The organism is Mucilaginibacter sp. OK283 (assembly GCF_900110415.1).
Taxonomy (GTDB): Bacteria; Bacteroidota; Bacteroidia; order Sphingobacteriales; family Sphingobacteriaceae; genus Mucilaginibacter.
In genome coordinates, this window is the sequence record NZ_FODR01000013.1 from 159,862 (window position 1) to 182,508 (window position 22,647).

Sequence of the window (22,647 nt, forward strand, 5' to 3'; positions counted from 1 at the left end):
AACTATATCCGTTGCGTGTCATAATCTTTTTTTAGGTTTACCTGATAGATATCCGCATGACATAATTGTTGTCGAGTTCTAAACCCAATGCGTCATTCCTTTTTTTTCCAACTTAGCTGGTGGTTACTCGACATTCGGTTTATTTATTGATAAGAACCTGAAAGATGCACACACAGCAAACCTCAGTACAGGAAATTTATATCATCAATGATAGCCCTACAATTACGCAATCAAATCCAATAACTCCTGATCGCTAATAATTGGGATATTAAGTTTTTGCGCTTTTTCGAGCTTGGCCGGCCCCATGTTATCACCGGCAACAAGATAATTTAGCTTTGCCGAAATACTGCTCAAAATTTTGCCACCATTTTGTTCAATAATATCTTTCAGTTCATCGCGCGAAAATTTTTCAAACACGCCCGAAATAATAAAGCTTTGGCCCGCCAATTTTTCGCTGGCCAGGGTTACTTCTTTTTCTTCGGCTACAAATTGCAGCCCGGCATCTTTTAATTTCTCTATCTCCTGCTTATGTTTTTCATCGCCAAAGTATTCTGCAATACTTTGGGCAATGCGGCCGCCAATTTCGTCGGCTGCGATAAGTTCCTCTTCGGTGGCAGCCATCAATTTATCAATGGTTTTAAAATGGAAAGCAAGTTTCCTGGCCACCGTTTCGCCAACATACCTTATGCCCATTCCAAACAGTACTTTTTCAAAAGGCATCTGTTTTGATTTTTCGATACCATCCAGCATATTACTGATGGATTTTTCGCCAAAACGTCCCATTTGCTTTAATTCAGCCGCGTGGGTATGCAAATCATAAATATCGCTGATGTGGTTTATAAACCCGCGAGAGTGCAGCGTTTCTATAGTTTCGTCGCCCAGGCCATCAATGTTCATGGCCTTGCGGCCAATAAAGTGCTGCATTTTACCTACTATCTGCGGCGGACAACCTTCGTCGTTCGGGCAATACCATGCAGCTTCGCCTTCGGTCCGCAATAAAGGCGTATCACAGGCCGGGCAATGGGTTATGTAAGCAATAGCTTTGGCATCAGGCTTGCGCTTATCCAAATTAACGCTAATGATCTTGGGGATGATCTCCCCTCCTTTCTCAACAAATACAGTATCATGCTCGTGCAATTTAAGGCGTTCGGTAATTTCATCGGCATTGTGCAGGGTGGCACGCTTTACGGTTGTGCCGGCCAGCAATACCGGCTTTAAGTTGGCAACCGGGGTAACCGCGCCGGTGCGGCCTACCTGGTAAGTTACCTGTAATAATTCGGTTTCTACCCGCTCGGCTTTAAATTTATAGGATATGGCCCAACGCGGCGACTTGGATGTAAAGCCCAGTTCTTGCTGCTGCGAGTAGTTGTTTACCTTAATAACAATGCCATCTATATCATAGCTCAGGTTAAACCGCTCTTTATCCCAATGGCTTATAAATTCCAGCACGCCGCTAATATCGCTGCAAAGCTGGCTGTGGTTATCAACATGAAAGCCCCAGCTTTTAACAGCTTCCAGGCTTTCCCAATGGGTTTTAAACAATGTTTTTTCAGTATATAAACCATACAGAAAACAATCCAGCGGGCGCCTGGCCACCTCGGCCGAATCCTGTAGTTTCATAGTACCCGATGCAAAATTGCGTGGGTTGGCGTATGTCATTTCGCCATTATCTGTACGCTCCTTATTTAAACGCTCAAAAGCTTTCAGGTGCATAAACACCTCGCCGCGAATTTCGAACAGGTCGGGGTAATCGCCGGATGTCAGTTTTTTGGGTATGCTGTGTATGGTGCGTACATTGGTGGTTACTTCATCGCCTTGTGTACCGTCGCCCCGGGTTACTGCACGCACCAGTTTGCCGTGTTCGTAGGTTAAGCTCATGCTAAGGCCGTCAAACTTAAGCTCACAAACGTATTCAAAACTATCACCGATAGCTTTGCGAATGCGCTGGTCAAACTCCACCAGTTCCTGCTCGTTATAGGTATTACCTAACGATAGCATGGGCCAGCGGTGCCTTACCGTTACAAATTCTTTGGTAACCTCTCCGCCCACCCTTTGCGTAGGCGAATCGGGGTCTAAAAATTCGGGAAATTCCTTTTCAAGCTTGTTCAGTTCTTTCAGCTTTTTATCAAAATCAAAATCGCTGATGGTAGGCATAGCCAGCACATAATAATTGTAATTGTGCTGCTTCAATTCGGCGCTAAGGGCCTTAATCTGTTTTTTAGCTTCGGCGGGTGACATGGTACGAAGGTAATAAATTAGTCAATTGGTTCATGGTTCATAGATCATAGTTCATGGCTTTTTTGAGGTTGGTAAATTTTTCTACCATGAACTATGAACCATAGGCCATGAACCGAATGAACTACCTATCAGTAATAACCGTCTCACTCACCATGCTCATCGGGAAGGTAGCGCCGCCGGGGGCATCTGGATTGTCTTTTATGGCTACCGTGCCGCCTATGCTTTGCTTTATTTTCGATTCGGTGATCCAGCCGGTTACCCTGTCGGCTTTAACATCTGATGTCATGGTGCCTTTCATATTATATTTCATCTGTGCATCTGGCGGGGCGGGGATAGTAGTTATGCTGCCTTCGCCATGAATTATGTAGCTGGCGGTAGTGGCATCGGTTAACTGGTATACCATAGCTACATTGGCCTTCATGGTGCTTTGAAGAGTTGTATTTATTGTCCACTTATCATTCCGGGCAACCGGCGTTTCGGGGAATACGGCTGTGGACATTTCGATACTGCCTTTGATAGCATTACTCCCAAATGATTGGATAAACTTTGCCTTCAGTTCCTCCTTCTGCACGCCCTGAATTTCCTGGAAACCATCCAGTACAGATGATATCATCCGCTCCACATTGTTAACCGACCGAATTTTACCGCTCCTGGTAAACGTAGCCGTAAATGGCTTATCAATTAACGCGCCCAACATGGACGACATCAAATCAGCCGGATCTCTTTTTTCGGAATCAAAGCTAACAGGCCCCTCGGGCAGTTGCATCTTCATAGTCAGGAATTTATAGGTAACCTCCATATAGTACAGCGAATCATCGGCACTAAGTACTTTAAAGGCTGTTGTACCCGTTACCGTTACATCAATATGGTTTACCTGTCCGTTTATGGTTTGCGTTATGGCCGATTTTGTGGTGGTAACCATGTTATAGGTATTCCCTTTTGTTAAATTTAAAACAAGTTTCAGCTTTTGCCCCTGGCACGAAATTGCAGCAAAAAACAGCAAAAACAAGTTAAACAGGTACTTCATAGTTGGTAGCTTATAATAGGCTAAGATATTATAATATTTTGGCTAAAAAATATGCTAAAACATAGCAATTTATTAAAACTAATTTCGTTAACTTTATAGTAACCAATTTGACTTTAATTTTTCAGGCATTTCAAGACCGAAAGGAGGCATTTATGTTACAGCAAATAGCATTTATACCACAGCATCAGTTCCACGTGTTAATCAATTTTAAAAATGATGAGCGCGCGGTAGCTGTTTTACCCAACGAAGCAGGAAAGTTCCGCGTGGTTGACCAGGGTAAAGTTATTGCAGAAATTAATTTTGACAAAAACCGCAGCGATGTGGTTTGCAGCCGCGGAAAGTTAGGCGCCAATGTTATGGCTCAACTGGCCAACCAAATAAAAAACCATTACGCATCCTAAGTAAAACAGGTAACAAAGACTTTGATAGTTCATGGATAATGGCTCATGGTTCATAGTCCATGGGAATTTATTGTTCATGGGCTATCTTTTTTTTTCGACCACGTTTATGGCGTTGCCTTCGGCCGGGCTATACGCTCATACTGCACAGACCTTAAGCACGTTTGCCGGTATCCGCTTCTATTCCTAACACCTTTGTCTGAATCAAAATTTTCAGGATTTAAGAATTAACAGAATTTGGCTTCATCAGCTTCAGTAGGCTAACCATATACAGTATCCTTATTCCTTTTTCGCTGGCTGCTTGGCCAGCATGGCATCCTTTATAAATTTTACCGGTGCGCTGCCGTAGCTTAAAAATTTCTCGTTAAACTCTTTTAGCTTGTACTTATCGCCCATTTTTTCTTTGTAGGCGTCCCTCAAATCGGTAATTTCTTTATAGCCGGTGTAGTAGCTGGTGAGCTGTACGCTACTCACGGTTACACGCTTCCACTTGCCATCAGCTTCGGCCTGTTGCTGAAAAGCTTCGGTGGTGAGCATTTTAATAGCCTGCTCTTTAGTCATGTTGCCACTGTGTACGCTATAATCTAAAATAGTATTACATACCGATCGCAAGTTCCATTTGTACCACATGAGCAACATTTCGGGCTCATTGTTACCATAACCGGCGTTCAGCATCATTTCTTCTGCATATACGGCCCAGCCTTCCTGCATAGCGCCATTGCCAAATACGGCTTTTATAATACTTGGCGACCTGTTGGCATACCCCCCCTGTACATAATGCCCCGGAACGGCTTCATGAATGCTCAATATCTGGATGATGTATTGGTTATACTCGCGCAGGTAGCTCTCCGCCTTTTCTTTAGGCCAGCCCGAAAGGCTACCCACATTATAGTACGAATTACCATCTTTATCATATGGACCGGGCCCGCTCATGGACGCGCCGGCAACACCGGCCATATAGCCAGGCTCCTTGCGGATGATGAGCGGCTTTGTTGCATCAAGTGTTAACAAGTCTTTTGTCCGCACAAAATTATTCAGCTTCGGGATCAGCTGCACAATGGCCGATTGAAAATCATCCGGTTTAACATGATTTCCAGATAGGGTATCTATCATCTGGCTTATCATTTCCAGGCTATCAGCAGGTATCGCCTTTTTACCAAAATATTTTGGCCATAGCTGCCTGCTTATTTTGGCCATTTGCTGGTGAACATATTTTTTACGCTGTACAGCAGTATTGTAAACCTGCTGCGCGGTTTTGGCTGCCACAATCTCGTACTTAAATTTATCTTCGTACAGTTCCCGCCCCAGCCTAAAGTTGCGGGGATGTTCGTTTTTTAAATTCTTCAGCCATTCGACGTAATCCTTTATCGCTTTAACGGTAACCGCGGCCCTGTCAACCATCAGCTTTTGTTCGGCCTTGGGGATAGTGGTTTTTTGCAGCGAATCGGCAAAATCTTTTCCTATCACATCCAATCCGCCCAGGTTTTGTTCAATGGCCAGGCTCATCAGTTCGGTTACCGGGTTTTTAATCTGTTTTTCGGCATCCTTATAAAACAGCGGCACGTTTAACATGCGCTGGTAAAAGTTACGCAAACGCTTTTGCAGCGGCGCATAGTGCTCGTTAAGGATATAAGCAAATGTGCTGATTACATTATAGGATGATGGATCCCACTCGTAGCTTTTTAATTGCTTTATCTGCCACTGTGCATAATCCAGCTGATTTTGCATCATGTTGTAATCAATGCGGTTACCTTCGTTAAGTGTATTTACATCAAAGCGGCTCAGGGAGTCCATTTGCACTTTGGCAAAATCAAGCATTTTATCGCGGCTTTGATCGTTAGGGATATATAGTAAGCTATCGTATTTATGGTATCCGGCAGTTGTTGCCCAATCGGGGTTTAGCTTCCATAAATTTTCGAGGAACGAGTTTTCATAAACGGTGAAAGCCGCATCGTCTTTAGCGAAATCGGGCCCCCGGCCGGCGCTTTCTTTTTTGCAGCCGGTTAAAGCCACCATGAAAAATACAACGGCCAGTGTTATTTTTAATAAAACGTTTTTGATCACGGGATAATTGAATTAAAATGCCGCATAAACTTAAAACATTTAAGCCGAATAAATCAAACCGTAAACTATTTTGTTACCTTGGGTATGATGAATAATGATCATGAAATATTGATAGATGAGGTAGTTCATCTGTTGCAAGGCGGAAATGCGCATGCCGACATAAAAAAAGCATTACAAAATTTGCCCAAAGCGTTAAGGAGTGTAAAACCTGATAAACTCCCGTATAGCATCTGGCAACTGTTAGAGCATATCCGGATTGCACAATGGGACATGCTGGAGTTTTGTAAAGATGGCAGCCACCAATCGCCCGAATGGCCGAATGGCTACTGGCCAAAAGAAACCGGGCCGGAAAGCGACGAGACATGGGAAAAATCGGTAAAACAGATTGACAAAGACCTTGATGAGTTGATAAATCTTGTTAAAACCGGCAATTTGTTTACAAAAATCCCGCACGGCGACGGACAAAACATATTACGCGAAGCTCTGCAAGCAGCCGATCATATGGCTTATCACATCGCAGAGATTATTGTGATCAGGAGATTGCTGGACGCGTGGTGAAGCCCCCTACCCCCCTGAAGGGGGAACGAAAGGTTGAATTTTGGCTATTCATTTTTAAAGTCCTCTCCTTTGGAGAGGATTTAGGTGAGGCGCTTACCTCACCCGCTTTACAAAACTGATAACCGACTTTATAAATTCGGGTTTGAGGGGCAAATCGGGGTCTTTGTAAGTGGCCAGGTTTTTATCCTTGTCGGCCGGCGCTTCTTTTAAAACATGGTTCATCTCGGGGATGATATCCAACACAGCATCTGATTTGGCTTTCTTCAGTTTTTCTGCATTAGATACTTTTACCTGTAGATCTGTAGTGCCCTGCACTATCAGAATCGGAATTTTAAGCCTTTTGATAGCCCGGGTAGGGTCGTACCTGAACCACGACATCAGGTACTTTTGAATACCCGGCCTTGCTATAAAGTAAAGGGACGGATCGATATTATCGGTTGTTTTACCTCTTTTTAAACTGTCGAGCATCCGCTTGAAACCTTCCGAGATATGGGTGGGCTGAGATTTCATTTGCTCGGTAAGAATATTATCAGCCGAATCGCCGGCGCCGGCAACGGATATAAATCCTTTAACCGGCTGGTCTATTGACGATAGCATACCCACCAACGAGCCCTCGCTATGCCCCAGTATAATGATCCTCGAAAAACGCTCATCCTCTGTTAAAAAATTAATCAGGTTTACGCCGTCTTCCACATAATCTTCAAAACGCAGCTGGTCTTCTGTGGTCGAACTTACACTTTTGCTTACCAGGCGTTTATCATACCGCAGGGACGCTATCCCGCTTTTTCCCAATTCATTGGCAATCATTTTATAGGCGTTTGTGGCCAGGCCCAATTTAGGGCTGTTACCATCCCTGTCTGTAGGGCCCGATCCGGCAATAATAATTACTACAGGTATTTTCCCGGTTACGTTTTTGGGCATAGTTAAAGTACCCGATATGCTGCCGGCAAGGTTTTTTACCAATACAGGTGTCTCTTCAACAGATGGATCCATTGCAAATGTAACAGCAGGACTACTGGTAGTTGAAGCTGTTACATCGGCAGGTACGCCTTCAAACGGCTTTAAAAACAAACCTGTAAACTGGTTTTTATCATTTAAGGCAATATTTAATAAATAGGTCCCTTTGCTAAACGCTGCTTTGTATGAAGCTATCGGGCTTGCAAACTTTACAAAATCGGTACGATCAAGGCTCCCCATTTGCGCTTTTAACTGCAGCGTGGTGGTTTTAAAACTTTCAAGCGGCAGGCTGGTTTTCATTTCGGGGCTAAAGTAGTTGAAAATGCTATCGGGCTGGTTGGTGTTATACAAATGTATAAACCTGTTAAGCGCAACTTTATAATTTGCAGGTTCTGTTTGTGCAAATATGCGGCCTGCAAAACAAAGCATCAGTACTAAAAAACTAACTTTCTTCATGTTATGATATTCAAAAAGGGCTATTGCCGGTTTGATGCGAAATTAAGAAAAATCGTATCGGTTTCCTTTTTATTGATTTACTATATTTATTTTGATAAAGCATTGTTATGAACACTTGCAGCGTTATACACAAATCATAAATAGCAGGGCTGGCAACGCCAATATTAATATATCATGAAAAACAAATTATAATGATATTATCAGTTTAGTATTTTGTGTTATATTGCGATACATTTTCTAAACGTTACTTTATCGCAAATTTCTACATCAACTATTAATGAAGGTTTTATTCGGAGGCATTTTTTTTGCAATCCTTACCGGAATGTGCTATGGTTCTTTTGCACAAACAAAATCTTCGGTAATTCAGGGTAAAGTTTTGACAGAAACCAACAGCCCTGCCGAGGCAGCCACTGTTGTGCTCATGCTGGCGGCCGATTCTGCCATCATTAAATCAACCCTGGCCGATAAAACAGGATCTTACCAGCTAACCAATATAAAACCCGGCAGTTACATTATTTTGGCAAGCCAGATAGGCAGCGCTAAAGTTTATGCAGGGCCATTTAGTTTAGTTGCCGGGCAAATATTTGGAGCGCCACCCATTACCCTCAAACAAACCAGCACCCAACTTAAGGATGTAACCGTAATAGCCCGCAGGCCATACATACAGGTTAAGCCGGGCAAAATTGTGCTTAATGTACAAAACAGTATCCTGGCCGATGGCAATTCGGCCTACGAGGTGCTGCGCCAGTCGCCGGGTGTACATGTGGGGGGCGATAAAGAATCATTAAGCATTACCGGCAGGCAACCCGCCCTTATTACCATTGATGGCCGCGCCACTAATTTAACCGGCGACGACCTTAACAACCTGTTACGCAGCATGCAAAGCAGCACCATCGATCAGATAGAAATCATCAATAGTGGATCGGCAAAGTATGATGCATCGGGTGGCGGCATTATCAACATTGTGCTAAAAAAGGGAAAAAATGTAGGAACCAACGGTACTTTAACTGCCGGGGCCGGATATGGCAAATATGCCAAAGGCAGGGCCGGCATTCTTTTCAATAACCGGACGACAAAGGTTAACGTATTTGGCAACTATACTTTTGATGATAATAAAACTACGCGCATCATTAACACCGACAGGAATATCAGCTACCACGACACCTTAAGTAACTACAATGTAGCCTATCATAATATCCAAAAAACACAAAACCACAATTTTAAAGCCGGGCTCGATTATTCGTTGTCGCCAGGGCAAAGTATTGGTTTTTTGGTGGGCGGTATAGTAACCGATAGTAAATTTATAAAAGATAATACTTTAAAAATATCCAATCAAAATAAGCTGGATTCTATCATCATTTCACAATCCAACCTTGACAGGGGCAGCAGCTTTTTAAATTATAATATTAATTATAACGCCGAACTGGATAAAAGCGGCAAAAGCCTTTCGGCCGATGCTACCTACTCTACTTATAGCCGCCATTCCAATGAGTTTATTACCAACAATTTTTATACGCCCGGTGGCAGCAATTACCGGGACGCCCAGCAATTGCAAAATATTTCGCCCTCCGGCATCCACATCTGGACGTTTAAAGCCGACTACGTAAACCCGCTTACCAAAACTTCGCGCATTGAGGCAGGTGCAAAATACAACTATGCCAAAAGCGATAACAACCTTACATTTGGGCCCAGGGTTGGCAATGTTTATAAAGCTGATCCTGATTTTAGCAACCGTTTTTTGTATATCGAAAAAGTAAGCGCAGGATATATTAATTACATTAACAAAGTTGGCAAGTGGGATATTACGGCCGGTTTGCGGGCCGAAAACACCAATTCAAAAGGAAGCTCGGTAAGCAGCACATGGACAACTACTTACTATAACTATTTTGACCTGTTTCCGCAAACACAGGTAAGTTATACTTACAACCAAAAAAACGTTTTCGGCATAAGTTTCAACCGCGGCATCCACCGACCCGATTACCAGGACATCAACCCGTTTTTATATTACACCGATCCGTACGATTACCGGTCGGGCAATAAAAATTTAAAACCCGAGTATACCAGTACCATCCAGCTATCGCATACTTACAACGATACCTTTATCACTACGTTATATTACAACCAAACCAATGATGCATACGATTTTCCGGTTTACCGGCAAAACGATACCACCAAGGTTAATATAACCGAGCGTAAAAACTTTGGCCATATTTACGTATACGGAATATCATTTTACGCGCCTGTACAATTTACCAAATGGTGGTCGGCAAATTTTAATTTAGATGCATCATATATACGCTACAAGGCTTACCCGGTTAATGGCAGTTTTAATAAAGCATCGCTGGACATTATTTTTAACAGCACCCAAACCTTTGCAATTAGCAGCACCATAGCTGCCGAAATTACCGGCAGGTACGAATCGCCAACTTTATACGGTGTAAACCAACTTAAACAAAGCTATGCGGTTAATGCCGGCATCAGCAAAAGTATTTTTAACAAACGCGCAAGTATTAAAATAAATTTAAATGATGTTTTTAATACTGACCGCGACCGCAATCATGCCATGTACCAAAACATCGATCTATCGGAATACAATAAAAAAGAAACCCAGATAGTGCGAATTGGATTTTCGTATCGTTTTGGTAAAACATCGGTTAAATCGGCCACTAAACACAATACAGGTAGCGATGATGAGCAGCGCCGTACCGGTAATTAAGGTAATGTTGTGTTAACAGTGAAATGGAGGATAGTATTCAGTCGAAAACCCGAAGTCAAGGGTAAAAAACAGAGACCCGGGCTTAGAATTATATATTTTGGAGTTTCAAATTGAGCTTACCTGATCCGGATCTCCGGATATTTACCTTTTATCTGGGTAACAAAAAAATGCCCTAATGATTCGGCACTGATGAACTTTTTGAAGGAAGCATTTGAAAAGCCAAAGTATTGCCATACCCCTCCGCTATCCCTAAATTCAAGTTCCAATATTTTAGAAGAAGGATCGTAGCCTGCGCTATTCAATGCCGATGACTGTACCGACTGCCTTTGCATAACTTGCTTTTGCATAATACTTTATAGTTAATACAATGCGCAAAAGATAAAAAGGTTTTAAATACTTTTATCCTGCATGCCCGCTCAGCATGCTGGCCACGATAATCAGCAACACCAGCATGGTGATGCCCAGGTACAGGTAATCCTTTTCAATTACAAAACCAATGGCCGAAAACACCACCCGTATAATGGGGGTAGCTATTAACAATATAATACCGGCCTGAATAATGGCGCGGCCACGGCCGGTAAAAATACCGTGCACAATCCCCCCAACGCTCCCCACAAAATCGGGCACACCTTTAAAGGTGCTATAGTCTACCTGGGTTTGCCCGTGCCTGTACAGGTACAACACTCCACCAATAAAAACAACGCTCATGGATATTAATACGCCTGCACGCAATATCCAGCCTATAATGGCTTGCATGTCGGTATCCTTAAATTTGGTCATTTAGTTGTGGTCATTATTCATCGACTAAACAGCAGGATACCGTCTCCTCAGCAAGTTATAAAACTTCTCTGCGGTTGCGGCTTTACCTTCCCAGTTGTTTTTGGCAACGTAATTAGTTTTCAAAAAGCGCTCGGCTTCTTCGTAGGTATTAAAGCGGTTTACTATCTCAATAGCTTCGCTGTAGGCCAGGCTGTAACCGTTAAACAAGTCTTTAATATAAAGTAGTTTATCGTTCAGGTTTATGGCCGATTTTAGGTCGGTAATGGGCAGCGCATTAGCTGATGTAGGCAAGTTTTTGTCCCGCTCTGCTATTTGCGCCGATATTTTTTGATTAAAGGTAAGTACTTTATCAGTCTCTTCTTTTACAGGTTCAACTTTAGCCACCATCGGTTTAAATAGGTCTGGTAGTGGCGCGGGTGCTGGTTTTTCAATCACCGGCTTGGCCAGGGTAACGGATTCCAATGGTTTTACTTCTTCCTCTGGTTCACCGGCTTCATCCAACACTATTTCTTGTTCCGGAGTTTCTGAACCCTCGCTTTCAAATGTATAAGGATCTTCGGTGCTATCTGCCTCCAGGTTAATTACCGGGGTTGGTTCTTCGTTAGCAGGGGCAGGCAGCTCTATTTCGGGTTTAACCGGGTTATAGGGTACATGAACGGGAGGTTCGGCTTCATTGGTTAATTCCAGCCTGGTTTCGCCCACCGGTTTCTGCTGAACCATAGGTTCAAAAAAGCGACGTTCGTGTAATGGCTCTTGCTTTGTTACCGGTGTGGCTGTAACCACAGGCCTGGGTTTTTCAATTGCAGGCTCCGGCTTAATTATAGCCAGTTCCGGTTTATCGGCTGGCGTGGTTTTGCGCTCATGTATTTTGCGCAGTATTTCGGCATGATCTTTTAAAAAATGGGCATTAGCTACAAAAAGCTCCAGTTCAAGTTCATTCAAATCGCTGTTTTCGGCTTTCAGGTAATCATATTGGTCATTAAGCTCTTGTAAAATACCACCAATCTTTTTAAAAATATCCATTTGCTTCATGGCTTCAATGTTGGGAAAATGCTTACCAAAAATAGGATAAAATTCTGATATTTGGCGCCGTGCTATACCATACACGTTGTATGCTATAGTTACAATATGAATATCAGTTGCTTTGTTTTACATCTTCCGTTTTTTTCTTTTCGGGTTAAGGAGGCAAGGTTTTAATATCGAGATTTGGCAATCACACCAGGTTTTTGAGATTTAGCGTTTGGGACTTAGGATTTAGAGTTTAATATTTAGGTTTTTATTTAAAGAATGGTTTACCACGAAGATGTTTTTAGGCGTAAAAGTGAATCAGGTGGCAGTATTGAACTGGTATGCGGATCGATGTTTTCGGGCAAAACCGAAGAGCTTATCCGCAGGCTAAACCGTGCACGAATTGCTAAACTAAAAGTAGAGATATTTAGCCCAAAATCAGATACACGTTACAGCGACGATGCCATCGTTTCGCACAATGCCAACAGGTTTAGCTCAACACCTGTTGATAGTGCATCGGCTATATTGCTGCTCACTAATGATGCTCACGTGATAGGGATAGACGAAGCGCAATTTTTTGACGACCAATTACCCGAGGTTTGCAATATACTGGCCAATAAAGGCATCCGCGTAATAGTTGCCGGGTTGGACATGGATTTTAAGGGCCGCCCTTTTGGCCCCATGCCAGCCATTATGGCCATTGCCGAATCGGTTACCAAACTGCATGCCGTTTGTGTGCAATGCGGCAACCCCGCTTTGTATTCCTATCGCCTTGTACCCGATAACGCCCGAATCCTTTTGGGCGAAAAAGAAAGCTACGAACCTCGCTGCCGCATTTGTTATAATAGCTAAGGTAATTTATAGCCTAAAGTTTTTTTGGGGTATAAGCCAAATTGCCAAAACAAAAGGTATTCTGTTTGTTATTATAGCACCGGACCTGTTTAATTTTAAATGAATTATAGGAAAATTTTATAATTTTTAATTAAAGTTAACTATATTCGGTCTTAACTATCAATACCTTATGGCTAAGAAAATTTTAGTGATCGAAGATGATAAAGACATCAGGGATACCATAGCGTACGTTCTGGAAGAGGAAGGTTACGAAGTTGTGGCCTCGGACAATGCCCGGATCCTTAAAAAGCTTTTAGAGATAAACCCGGACCTTATTCTGCTGGATAACTGGCTTACCGACTGGAAAAGCGATGCCAGCGGCCAGGAAATAAGCAAGGGCCTTAAAAGCGACCCAGCCACAAGTCATATACCGGTTGTCATGATATCTGCAGTAAACAATATTGAAGAAATTACCAAAGCGGGCAGTGCTAACGGCTACCTTAAAAAGCCTTTCGATTTAACCGAGCTAACCAGGACAGTAAAAAAACACTTAGAATAGTTTGTAAAACAATAAAGCCCAAAAGGCCTTCCACAGTCTCGGAAGGCCTTTTTTTTATTTAAAGCTTAATTCCAAAGCCTACATAAAATGTGCGGCCATCTGCCGGCAAAATGCCCGGCCCGGGGTACATGTTAATACGGCGTGTATAATATTGGGCATTAAACAGATTATTGATGCCTACGCTGATATGGTAGTTTTTAAAAAACCGGTAGTTGAACGCCCAGTCGGCCACATGGTAAGCGGGTACTATCCCAGTAGCACCGGTTGAGTTGAATACCGTATTATTGGCATCGCTGTAGCTTTTACTGGTATAACTCAACTGCAGGGTACTGCTCACAGGGCCGCTTAAAAAAGTAAGGCCGGTACGGTTTATCCAGTCGGGCACATTTTCAAGGTGGTTGCCGGCCAGGCTGATGTTTTTACCTGCCTGATTAATTGCCCCGGTGACGTAGCGCCCATGTGTATAAGCCAGTGAATTAAACAAACGGATATCGCTGCCGGCACGGGCATTAAACGAACGGAGTAATGATACTTCGATATATGCCTCGATGCCCTTGGCCACGCCATTGCCTATATTAGTTAAATACAAATGGCTTACATTTTGGGCGTCGGTTTGGGTGAGCGTTCCTGCCCTATTGTTGTAGCGTACATAAAAGCCATTAATATCAAAACTAAGTATAGCACCTACGTTGCCGCGGTAACCCATATCTATATCATATCCCCGGCTATCTTTAATGTTAGGGTCAATCACTGTCAGGTTATCAGCAGGAGTAACGGCCGCATACAGGTAGGGACGGTAAGCCTGCGATATATTGCCGTATAGCTGGCTGCCATTCCCGAACTGGTACTGTAACCCCGTGCCAAATAGCGGGAAGTTGCGGTTCCCTTTATAGCCAATGGGGAAGGTTGCATTACTGATAACGCCCGATGTTGTCGATTTGATGACTTCGTACCGTACTCCCGGCGTTATGGTAAATTGTGGCGTAACCTGGAAAATGTTCTCGGCAAAGGCTGCATAATTGATAGAGTGGAGCTTTAAATCTATTCCATAAGGTTTAACCAGCGTTAAATCGAAATCGGAGGCGATGGTGCCTACACCTTTTTGCTTGCGTTTGGTGGTTTCTTCAAAATATCTTACCCCGGTGGTATAGGCGCTTTTAAGATTACCCAATTTGTAGGTATGCAGTAAACGTGCTTCGGTAGTAAAGCCTGCATAATAATCCCGGTCTACCTGGCGTGGGTTAAATGTTTTCAGGCCGGCATTAACGGTATCTTTAATGTTAGGCGTATTGATAAACTGCACACTGTTACGCTGGCCAAATACCACATGCGATGTAATCTCTAACCGGGTATTGCTGTTAAACGCGTAATTGAATAACAAAGCCGGGATATTAATTTCGGGGTTGAAAAAGTTCCTGGCCCTGAATGATTGCCGGTTATCAGCCGCAAATTGCGCATCTGTTAAGCCGCCCGCTATTTGCTGCACATAATCTGATCGTGAAAACTGCAATGCTATGCTGCCCTTGCTATTAAACTGGTATTTGATATTGGCATAGTACGAGTGGTAATCAAAAGCCGCGTTAGGCCGCCAGCCGTCGCCCCGGCGGGTGGAGTAAAAGGCATAATAGCTCAGTTTGCCAACTTTACCGCCAACGGCATTGTAGGAGTTAAAAAAGTTATTTGAACCGGCAGTTTGTTCGCTCTCAAAACCAAAAACTTTGGTGCTGTCACCCTCTTTAATTTTATAGTTTACCATGCCGCCAAACTGGGGGCCAAACTGTAACGCGGCCGAGCCCCGTACAAACTGTACTTCGCCAATGGCCTGGAAGGGTACATTGTAGTGACTTTCGGGGTAGCCAAATGCGTCGGAGTTGGTATTGTATCCGTTTTGCCGCATGTTCATCTCGATAGACCGGTGCGGATCGGTCCCCCTGCTGCCTATGTTTAATTGCAAACCGGCGCCATCCATTTCCCAAACATTAAGGCCGGGCACTTTGGCAAACAGCATTCGGGCGGAGTTATTGACAAGGGTAATTTTACCGGCATCAGGGTAAATTAAATGCGTACGCTTACCTGCAAAAATATAAGTACCCTGCACATTGGACAGGTATTTTGCTCTGCTTTCTTTAATAATCACACTATCCAGGTGCAGGGTATCCCTGGTGCTCCTTTGCGCCTGGGCATAGCCGGACGCCACGATGGATAGTATAAATAGGGTTATTTTATAAAAATTGTTCATAAGTTTAAATTGATAGTATAGGCGTATAACCTGGAATGATTAAGCAATACTATGGCGAATGTTCTTTTCAAGAATGATTCTAAATAAGCACAATGCTAAGTATAATTTTTGTGGATTGACAGGTTTATTTAAAAATATTCATGCTGCTGTGCATATGGCGCCGTTAAAGTAGCAAGCATCCGGTCTGCCGCGCAGCGTCTCGATCACGAAATCCGGTTATCTGAAAGTGGTAGCGCCTATTGTTTCTTAAAACCTAATTATATACTTTTGTAAACACTTGGTTTTCATAGCATAACCCCAGTTGCTGTTTTTGAGAAATTTATTTTAGGTGTTGTTATACTTAAAATAGAAAATTCAGGTTACTTTTATACGGCCAATTTTATAAACGCAAAATATATGATAATCAAAAATGTTTACTTTTTGCTGGTCACCTTTTTAGTGATTGGATCTACTTCATGCAAGAAGCCTTCTTCCGGAGATAATTCCGGGAACGTTCCCGGAGATACCACAACAGTGGTACCGGGTGGTAAAGCGTTGCCTTCGGGCGCTGTTGATGGCGTTACTTACATCAACTCGGGCAAGTCGGTTATTTTCAATTTATACGCGCCATCAAAAACATCTGTAAGCGTTATTGGCGATTTCAATAACTGGACAGCCGATGCCAAATATGCGATGAACCACACACCCGATGGCAAAAACTGGTGGATTCAGATTGACAACCTTGATCCAAACATCGAGTATGCCTACCAGTACCTGATTGACGGCACGCTTAAAGTAGCCGATCCGTACACCCAAAAAGTGCTCGATCCTAATAATGACAGCTATATAGATGCCCTTACTTATCCTGGTTTAAAAGCTTACCCAACCGGCAAAACAACCGGAAATGTAAGTGTGATGCAGGCCAACCAGCCTGCTTATAGCTGGAAGGTGCCAAACTTTGTACGGCCGGAAAAAAAGAACCTGGTGATATATGAATTATTGCTGCGCGATTTTGTTACCAACCACAATTATCAAACTTTAAAAGATTCGTTAAACTACCTGGCCAAACTTGGTGTAAATGCCATTGAGCTGATGCCCATAAACGAGTTTGAAGGTAACCTTTCATGGGGATATAACCCTTCGTTTTACTTTGCTCCCGATAAATATTATGGCACTAAGAATGCCTTAAAAGCATTTATCGACGAATGCCACTCCAGAGGTATTGCGGTTATTCAGGACATGGTGTTAAATCATTCGTTTGGTCAATCGCCAATGGTGCAAATGTATTTTAATACCGCCGCTGGCAAGCCGGCAGCAAACAATCCCTGGTACAATGTAGACCCTACACACCCATACAACGTAGGGTACCAGTTTAATCATGAGAGCGCCGCTACCAAATACTTTGTAAAAAATGTGCTCAAATTCTGGATGCAGGAGTATAAGATAGATGGTTTCCGGTTCGATCTTTCTAAGGGCTTCACACAGGTAAATTATGGTACCAGCGATGCCGCGGTAGGTCCCTGGGGCCAATATGATGCCAGCCGCGTTGCCATATGGAAAGATTACAATAATTACATTAAAAGCATTGATAACAATAACTTTTACGTGATATTGGAACATTTTGCCGCCAACCAGGAAGAAAAAGAACTATCCGGTGAGGGCATGATGCTTTGGAACAACCTGAATTATGCAGCCAACCAGGCTACCATGGGCTACATTACGGGGTGGGATTTTAAAGGCATCTTTTACGATCAGCATACTTTTACCCTACCATACCAACTGGTGGGTTACTTTGAAAGCCATGACGAAGAGCGTTTGATGTTTAAAAATGAAAGCTATGGAAACGCTTCGGGTAGTTATAATGTTAAAGATATTGCAACCGGCTTAAAACGCGAAGAAATGGCTGCGGCGTTCCTGTTCTCGGTACCGGGCCCTAAAATGTTATGGCAGTTTGGCGAATTGGGTTACGATAAATCTATTGACCTGAATGGCCGCACAGGTAATAAACCTATTTTGTGGAACTACTTTGCCGATGCCCAGCGCGTGCAACTATATAAAGTGTATTCGGCAATGATTAACCTACATAAAAAGAACGCAGTATTTGCATCAACAAATTATGTATACGATTTATCAGGTTATGTTAAAAGTATCCAGTTAAAGGATGCCAGCGCCAATGTGGAAGTATTAGGAAACTTTGATGTGGTAACGCAAACCGCCAACATTACCTTTCCGTCAACCGGTACCTATACCGATGCATTAACGGGGACAACGTTAAATGTTACCTCGGCAACCATGCCGGTAACACTTGCGCCAGGCGAGTATCATGTGTACAGCAGCGCTGCTTTAACACACTAATAGCAGGCTAACATGCTAATAATAAAGGCCCCGCGGTAATCCCGGGGCCTTTGTTATTTAATTTTTTTTTACGCGATAAAACTTTAATTGCCTTATTTATAACAGATTGTTAATTATTTAACTGTACATTCGCCTAATTAAATAAAAATATAATGCAAGGAACAGTAAAATTTTTCAATGAAAGCAAAGGATTCGGATTTATCGTACCAACAAATGGTGGTGCCGAAGTTTTTGTACATGCCTCAGGCCTTATCGACACTATCCGTGAAAACGATAGCGTTACCTACGATGTAGAACAAGGTAAAAAAGGCTTAAATGCGGTAAATGTAAAAGTAGGTTAATAAATAAACTATTATTATAATCGTACAAGCATCTGTTCTTAAAGAGCAGATGCTTTTTTTTGGGGTAAAGTTTTGTATCAAAAAAGGCTGTCATGCTGAGGAACGAAGCTTATATTCGCGAACGATGCATGACGAATATTGCATAGGTATGCAGATCCTTCGTTCATACCCATGACAAGTTAAAAAACGGTAGTCATCCTGAACTTGTTTCAGGATTCCACAAGACAAGTGACCCGCATGAAGTATACTTAGCACATGGGGTGCTGAAACAAGTTGCATGACACTAGGGAGAAATCATTGTCATTCTTCCCTCAGAATTTCGCGAAATTTTACAACCCAGCATGACAGGAGGGGGAATTGTAATCACAAAAAAAACGCGAACAATTTTCATCATTCGCGTTCCTTATAATCTGCTAAATCGTTTAGTTCAAATACGATTGTAAAAGATTTGATTTTGAGTTGTGGCGTAAACGCATCAACGCTTTATCTTTTAACTGGCGCACACGCTCGCGGGTAAGGTTAAACTTCTCGCCAATTTCTTCTAACGAATGGGCGGCATAACCACCTAATCCAAAGAAAAGGATAATAACCTCGCGGTCGCGTTCGGCAAGGATACCTAATGAGCGTTTGATCTCTTGTGACAATGAGTCCATCATCAGTTCGGTATCGGTTGCTGCATCGGTGCTTTGCAAAACATCAAGCAAGGTATTTTCTTCACCCTGTATAAACGGAGCGTCCATAGATACCTGGCGGCCTGCATTGCTTAATGAATCGGCAATTTTATCAACAGATATTTCAAGGTCCTCGGCCAGTTCTTCCGGTGTTGGTTGTCTTTCAAATTCCTGCTCTAATTTTGAAGCCGCTTTATGAATTTTGCTTAATGAACCAATTTGGTTCAAAGGTAAACGCACGATACGTGACTGCTCGGCAACGGCAGATAATATAGATTGGCGGATCCACCATACTGCGTATGAAATGAATTTAAAGCCTTTTGTTTCGTCAAAACGTTTAGCCGCTTTAATTAAACCTAAGTTACCTTCGTTAATTAAATCGCCTAAAGTAAGGCCCTGGTTTTGGTATTGCTTTGCCACAGATACCACAAAACGAAGGTTTGTTTTTGTCAAACGCTCTAATGCGGCCTGGTCGCCCTCACGGATCTTTTGCGCCAGGATCACTTCTTCCTGGGCAGATATTAAATCTACTTTACCTATCTCGTGAAGGTATTTTTCAAGTGACTGAGATTCACGATTGGTAATGGATTGGGATATTTTGAGTTGTCTCATTTTTATTGAATAGATTTATTTCAGCTAATTATATGTCCGATAAGAATTTACACGGTTGGTTTAACCTGCTCTATAAAAATATGATCATTTAACGGTGCTCCTAAATTTTTTCTGAACCCGGGATACTGATGATGCAGGGGTTGGCTTTTTGATACTATTGCAGTAGGATGCGCGGTGTTTACCGTATTGAAATATGTTGCAGTTACCGGTAAGTGTATAATCAATCGTGATCTCTCTTAAATGGATTCACAAAGATACGCATTCAATTGCTATTATTGTGTCAAAAATACATCTATTTTATTTGTTATAAATGAGGCACATATCGTACCATTTTTATAACCGTCAAGAGCCTGTTTTGTCATCGGTATTTTCAGTTTTTTTATCATCTTTTTTGTCTTTATCGCGGTTTTTGTTCCACTTGATTTTTATTTTGCCATCATCGCCATCGGCTGCCAAAATATGCAACACGATCCCCTTCATACGCTTTTTATTACGTTCGGTTGCGTCTATTATTGCCGTATCGCCTTTTGGGTTACGCAAAGGTATATCCAATGCTATATTTGTGCCCCTTGATAGTGAGTAAACGCCGGCTACATTCATGTTAATAGCACTTGAATTAATTTGCATGGGGCTGATGTTTATTTTATCCCCATCAATATCAAACTTCATATTAAGCGTTTGAAAGCGGATATTGTTTAAATCCCTGAACGGAAAAGCGAATTTACCTACGCTTGTAATGGGCTTAAAGTTTAGCAATGCACCTTCTTTTAAATCAACGGTTGTTAAGCCCTTCAGGCTGCCGGGTACAATATCGCCAGCACCATTAATTTTACCGGTGATGTGAGCCTGTGCCGATAAAAATCCGCTCAGGTTTTTTGATGTAAAACTATTCATCCCGAAGTTGTTAAACGCCAGGAAAAAGTTACTGGTATTTACGTTGTCAATTTTAGTATTGATGGTAAAATCATTTACCTTTCCATTCTGTACAAAATTGCCGTTAAGTTTTAATGAGCCACCGGCATGTTTAACACTTAAGTTGTTAACCTTAATGCTGTTATCGGCCATTAAAAAGTCGGCAGTGGCATCGGTGGCCAAAAAGTTTTTATAATATACTTTATCAACCTGCAGGTGAACGTCGGCAGTGCCTTTTTCAAACGCGGTACTCAGGGCATCGTTCATATTGGCTTTTTTACCTCTTTTAACCTTTTCAACAGGCTCGGCCCGGTTTAAAAAGCCAAGAAACTCGGCCAAATGTAATTGCGGACTGTGTACCCGCCACTTAAGTACTATTTTTTCGGGAGCGGTATAGTACAGGTTTAAAAAATTGTTCACCCGGCCATTCATGTAAACAATGCTTTGACCCGATTGCATGCGGATGTTATTCAGCAGCAAATCGTTACCTGCAAACTTGATAGTGATGGCGCTGTTTTTAAAGTTGAGGTTACGGGGCAGGTAACTCACATTGGCATTTTTTATGTTGATAGTACCGCCTAACTGCGGTTTCGAGATTCTGTAATTAACCAGGTCGGCTTTGTAGGCCAGCTTAAGATCGGCATAACCTTTGGTAAAGCGCAGGTCATCGTCGCCAATGGCGCCGTTTAGTTTTGCAATATCAAAATTCGATTTAAAAATGCCCGTGGCCACCGGTGTATTCAGGTTATTTATAAAAGCCGTATCAATGGTAAATGGCACCTTTTTATAGGTACCGTTAAAATGATAGAGTTCGATAACGGAGTTATCATCATTAAGTCCTCTGCCATTAATATAATTATTAGAAAACACCCCGCTAAAGCTGCAGTTTTCAATCGTAACACCCGGCATGGTAACAATATTATCGCTTATCCGGGCAGTAACAAATATGGATGGATCGCCCCCGCCGCCAAAAGTGCCTGCAATTTTACAAGTTACGGCTATCGGGGCATCAATATTAAACATTTTAAGGCTTTTGGTAATGTTGGGCGCCAGCAGGTTGGATGCATCTGTCCACAAAATTTTATCGTTGGCAATGTTAAGCGCAAAATTCACGTTCGGCTTGCCCAGGTCAAATTTACCACCTATAGTAAAGGCATCACTACCGATATTTAAAACCTTAGGGGCAACTGTAATTTGTTTTGATGGTTGATGGTAGCTGATATCAAAATCGCCGGTGAGTAGTTTATCTTTCATAAAGCTACCTTTCCTGGTGTTAAAAGAAAAGCTTTTAACCATTGTTTTCAGGCTGATGAAAGCGTGCCAGCCGGTAACAGGCCACTGCATGCGGCCATCAACATCCTGTACCTCAAACTTAAATAACTTGAAGGCCTTGCGGTCGTCAACGGTAAAATTCACATTGGTTAAACCAAAGCGTTTGATCTGGGTAGATGGGCTGGTGTTTTTCTCTATTTTAACAGAATCCGTTGGTTTGTTTTTAAAAACGGCGGTGTTGCTGTACCCTGAGCTATCGGTAAACAAATCAATAACAGCATTGCTGATATCTATTTTATTGATTTCCACGCTGCCATGCAGTAAAGCCGCGGCATTTACAGATACATCGAAGTTTTTGGCATCTAACAGGGTATGGCGGTGTGCCGGCCATTGCTTGTCTTTTATAACCACATCCTTGAGGCTTACCGAAACACCGGGGAAGCCCTTGAAAAATGCAGGATCGAGTTTACCAATGGTAAGCGTACCATTAAGGTTTTTGTTGAGTTCGGCGGTCATCATTTTTAACACCTTTTCTTTGTTGAAGATGATGTACATGGAAACGCCTGCAAACGCGATGATTACAACGCCTATCAATGACCCTAACACTTTTAATACTACTTTACTCCATTTAGGCATTGCTAACTATTTTATCATACAAAGCGCGGATGTTGATT

General features: G+C 42.5%; 17 protein-coding genes. 7 read left to right on the forward strand and 10 right to left on the reverse strand.

Annotated elements, in window-relative coordinates; translation table 11 throughout:
* Window positions 1–222 precede the first annotated feature (222 nt).
* Window positions 223–2,238, reverse strand: a complete 2,016-nt coding sequence (ligA, locus tag BMX56_RS24780; RefSeq protein ID WP_090652385.1) for an NAD-dependent DNA ligase LigA — start codon at window positions 2,236–2,238, stop codon at window positions 223–225.
* A 121-nt stretch (window positions 2,239–2,359) separates the two neighbouring features.
* Window positions 2,360–3,265, reverse strand: a complete 906-nt coding sequence (locus BMX56_RS24785) for a DUF6263 family protein (RefSeq protein ID WP_090652386.1) — start codon at window positions 3,263–3,265, stop codon at window positions 2,360–2,362.
* A 152-nt stretch (window positions 3,266–3,417) separates the two neighbouring features.
* Between BMX56_RS24785 and BMX56_RS24790 the strand changes: the two genes are divergently transcribed.
* Entirely contained in the window at window positions 3,418–3,666 is a 249-nt protein-coding gene (locus BMX56_RS24790) for a hypothetical protein (RefSeq protein ID WP_090652387.1), read from the forward strand.
* 276 nt (window positions 3,667–3,942) lie between these two features.
* Here BMX56_RS24790 and BMX56_RS24795 read toward each other — a convergent pair whose 3' ends face one another.
* The gene (locus BMX56_RS24795; RefSeq protein WP_255369913.1) at window positions 3,943–5,727 is read right to left on the reverse strand and encodes a DUF885 domain-containing protein; all 1,785 of its coding nucleotides are present in this window, start codon (window positions 5,725–5,727) and stop codon (window positions 3,943–3,945) included.
* An 84-nt stretch (window positions 5,728–5,811) separates the two neighbouring features.
* On the opposite strand from BMX56_RS24795, the gene BMX56_RS24800 reads away from it, so the two are divergent.
* A complete protein-coding gene (locus BMX56_RS24800) occupies window positions 5,812–6,285 on the forward strand; it encodes a DinB family protein (protein WP_255369914.1) in 474 nt (157 codons plus the stop codon).
* Window positions 6,286–6,378: 93 nt separating this feature from the next.
* Here the strand turns inward: BMX56_RS24800 and BMX56_RS24805 are convergent, their stop codons facing one another.
* Window positions 6,379–7,698, reverse strand: coding sequence for an alpha/beta hydrolase (locus BMX56_RS24805; RefSeq protein ID WP_090652389.1), 1,320 nt, complete (start codon window positions 7,696–7,698; stop codon window positions 6,379–6,381).
* 277 nt (window positions 7,699–7,975) lie between these two features.
* Between BMX56_RS24805 and BMX56_RS24810 the strand changes: the two genes are divergently transcribed.
* Window positions 7,976–10,414 carry an outer membrane beta-barrel family protein gene (locus BMX56_RS24810; protein WP_090652390.1) on the forward strand — a complete coding sequence of 813 codons (2,439 nt, stop codon included), beginning with the start codon at window positions 7,976–7,978 and terminating at the stop codon, window positions 10,412–10,414.
* A 116-nt stretch (window positions 10,415–10,530) separates the two neighbouring features.
* Here the strand turns inward: BMX56_RS24810 and BMX56_RS24815 are convergent, their stop codons facing one another.
* The 3 genes from BMX56_RS24815 to BMX56_RS24825 are packed head-to-tail and all read right to left on the reverse strand — an operon-like array spanning window position 10,531 to window position 12,226.
* Window positions 10,531–10,761, reverse strand: coding sequence for a KTSC domain-containing protein (locus tag BMX56_RS24815; protein ID WP_090652391.1), 231 nt, complete (start codon window positions 10,759–10,761; stop codon window positions 10,531–10,533).
* Window positions 10,762–10,813: 52 nt separating this feature from the next.
* A complete protein-coding gene (locus BMX56_RS24820) occupies window positions 10,814–11,194 on the reverse strand; it encodes a DUF1634 domain-containing protein (protein WP_090652392.1) in 381 nt (126 codons plus the stop codon).
* Window positions 11,195–11,218: 24 nt separating this feature from the next.
* Complete coding sequence (locus BMX56_RS24825; RefSeq protein WP_143065525.1) at window positions 11,219–12,226, reverse strand: hypothetical protein; 1,008 nt, start codon at window positions 12,224–12,226, stop codon at window positions 11,219–11,221.
* A gap of 255 nt (window positions 12,227–12,481) precedes the next feature.
* Between BMX56_RS24825 and BMX56_RS24830 the strand changes: the two genes are divergently transcribed.
* Entirely contained in the window at window positions 12,482–13,054 is a 573-nt protein-coding gene (locus BMX56_RS24830; protein WP_090652394.1) for a thymidine kinase, read from the forward strand.
* A 169-nt stretch (window positions 13,055–13,223) separates the two neighbouring features.
* Window positions 13,224–13,592 (forward strand): response regulator, encoded by a 369-nt coding sequence (locus BMX56_RS24835; protein WP_090652395.1) that lies wholly within the window; start codon window positions 13,224–13,226, stop codon window positions 13,590–13,592.
* 58 nt (window positions 13,593–13,650) lie between these two features.
* On the opposite strand, the gene BMX56_RS24840 is transcribed toward BMX56_RS24835, so the two are convergent.
* Entirely contained in the window at window positions 13,651–15,831 is a 2,181-nt protein-coding gene (locus tag BMX56_RS24840) for a TonB-dependent receptor family protein (RefSeq protein WP_090652396.1), read from the reverse strand.
* Window positions 15,832–16,227: 396 nt separating this feature from the next.
* On the opposite strand from BMX56_RS24840, the gene BMX56_RS24845 reads away from it, so the two are divergent.
* Together BMX56_RS24845 and BMX56_RS24850 are read left to right on the forward strand one after the other, a co-directional pair.
* Window positions 16,228–18,165 (forward strand): alpha-amylase family glycosyl hydrolase, encoded by a 1,938-nt coding sequence (locus BMX56_RS24845; RefSeq protein ID WP_090652397.1) that lies wholly within the window; start codon window positions 16,228–16,230, stop codon window positions 18,163–18,165.
* Window positions 18,166–18,314: 149 nt separating this feature from the next.
* Window positions 18,315–18,506 carry a cold-shock protein gene (locus BMX56_RS24850; RefSeq protein WP_090652398.1) on the forward strand — a complete coding sequence of 64 codons (192 nt, stop codon included), beginning with the start codon at window positions 18,315–18,317 and terminating at the stop codon, window positions 18,504–18,506.
* Window positions 18,507–18,928: 422 nt separating this feature from the next.
* On the opposite strand, the gene BMX56_RS24855 is transcribed toward BMX56_RS24850, so the two are convergent.
* Both BMX56_RS24855 and BMX56_RS24860 read right to left on the reverse strand, forming a co-directional pair.
* A complete protein-coding gene (locus BMX56_RS24855) occupies window positions 18,929–19,789 on the reverse strand; it encodes a sigma-70 family RNA polymerase sigma factor (RefSeq protein WP_090652399.1) in 861 nt (286 codons plus the stop codon).
* Between the two features lie 342 nt (window positions 19,790–20,131).
* Complete coding sequence (locus tag BMX56_RS24860) at window positions 20,132–22,609, reverse strand: AsmA family protein (protein ID WP_090652400.1); 2,478 nt, start codon at window positions 22,607–22,609, stop codon at window positions 20,132–20,134.
* Window positions 22,610–22,647: the final 38 nt, after the last annotated feature.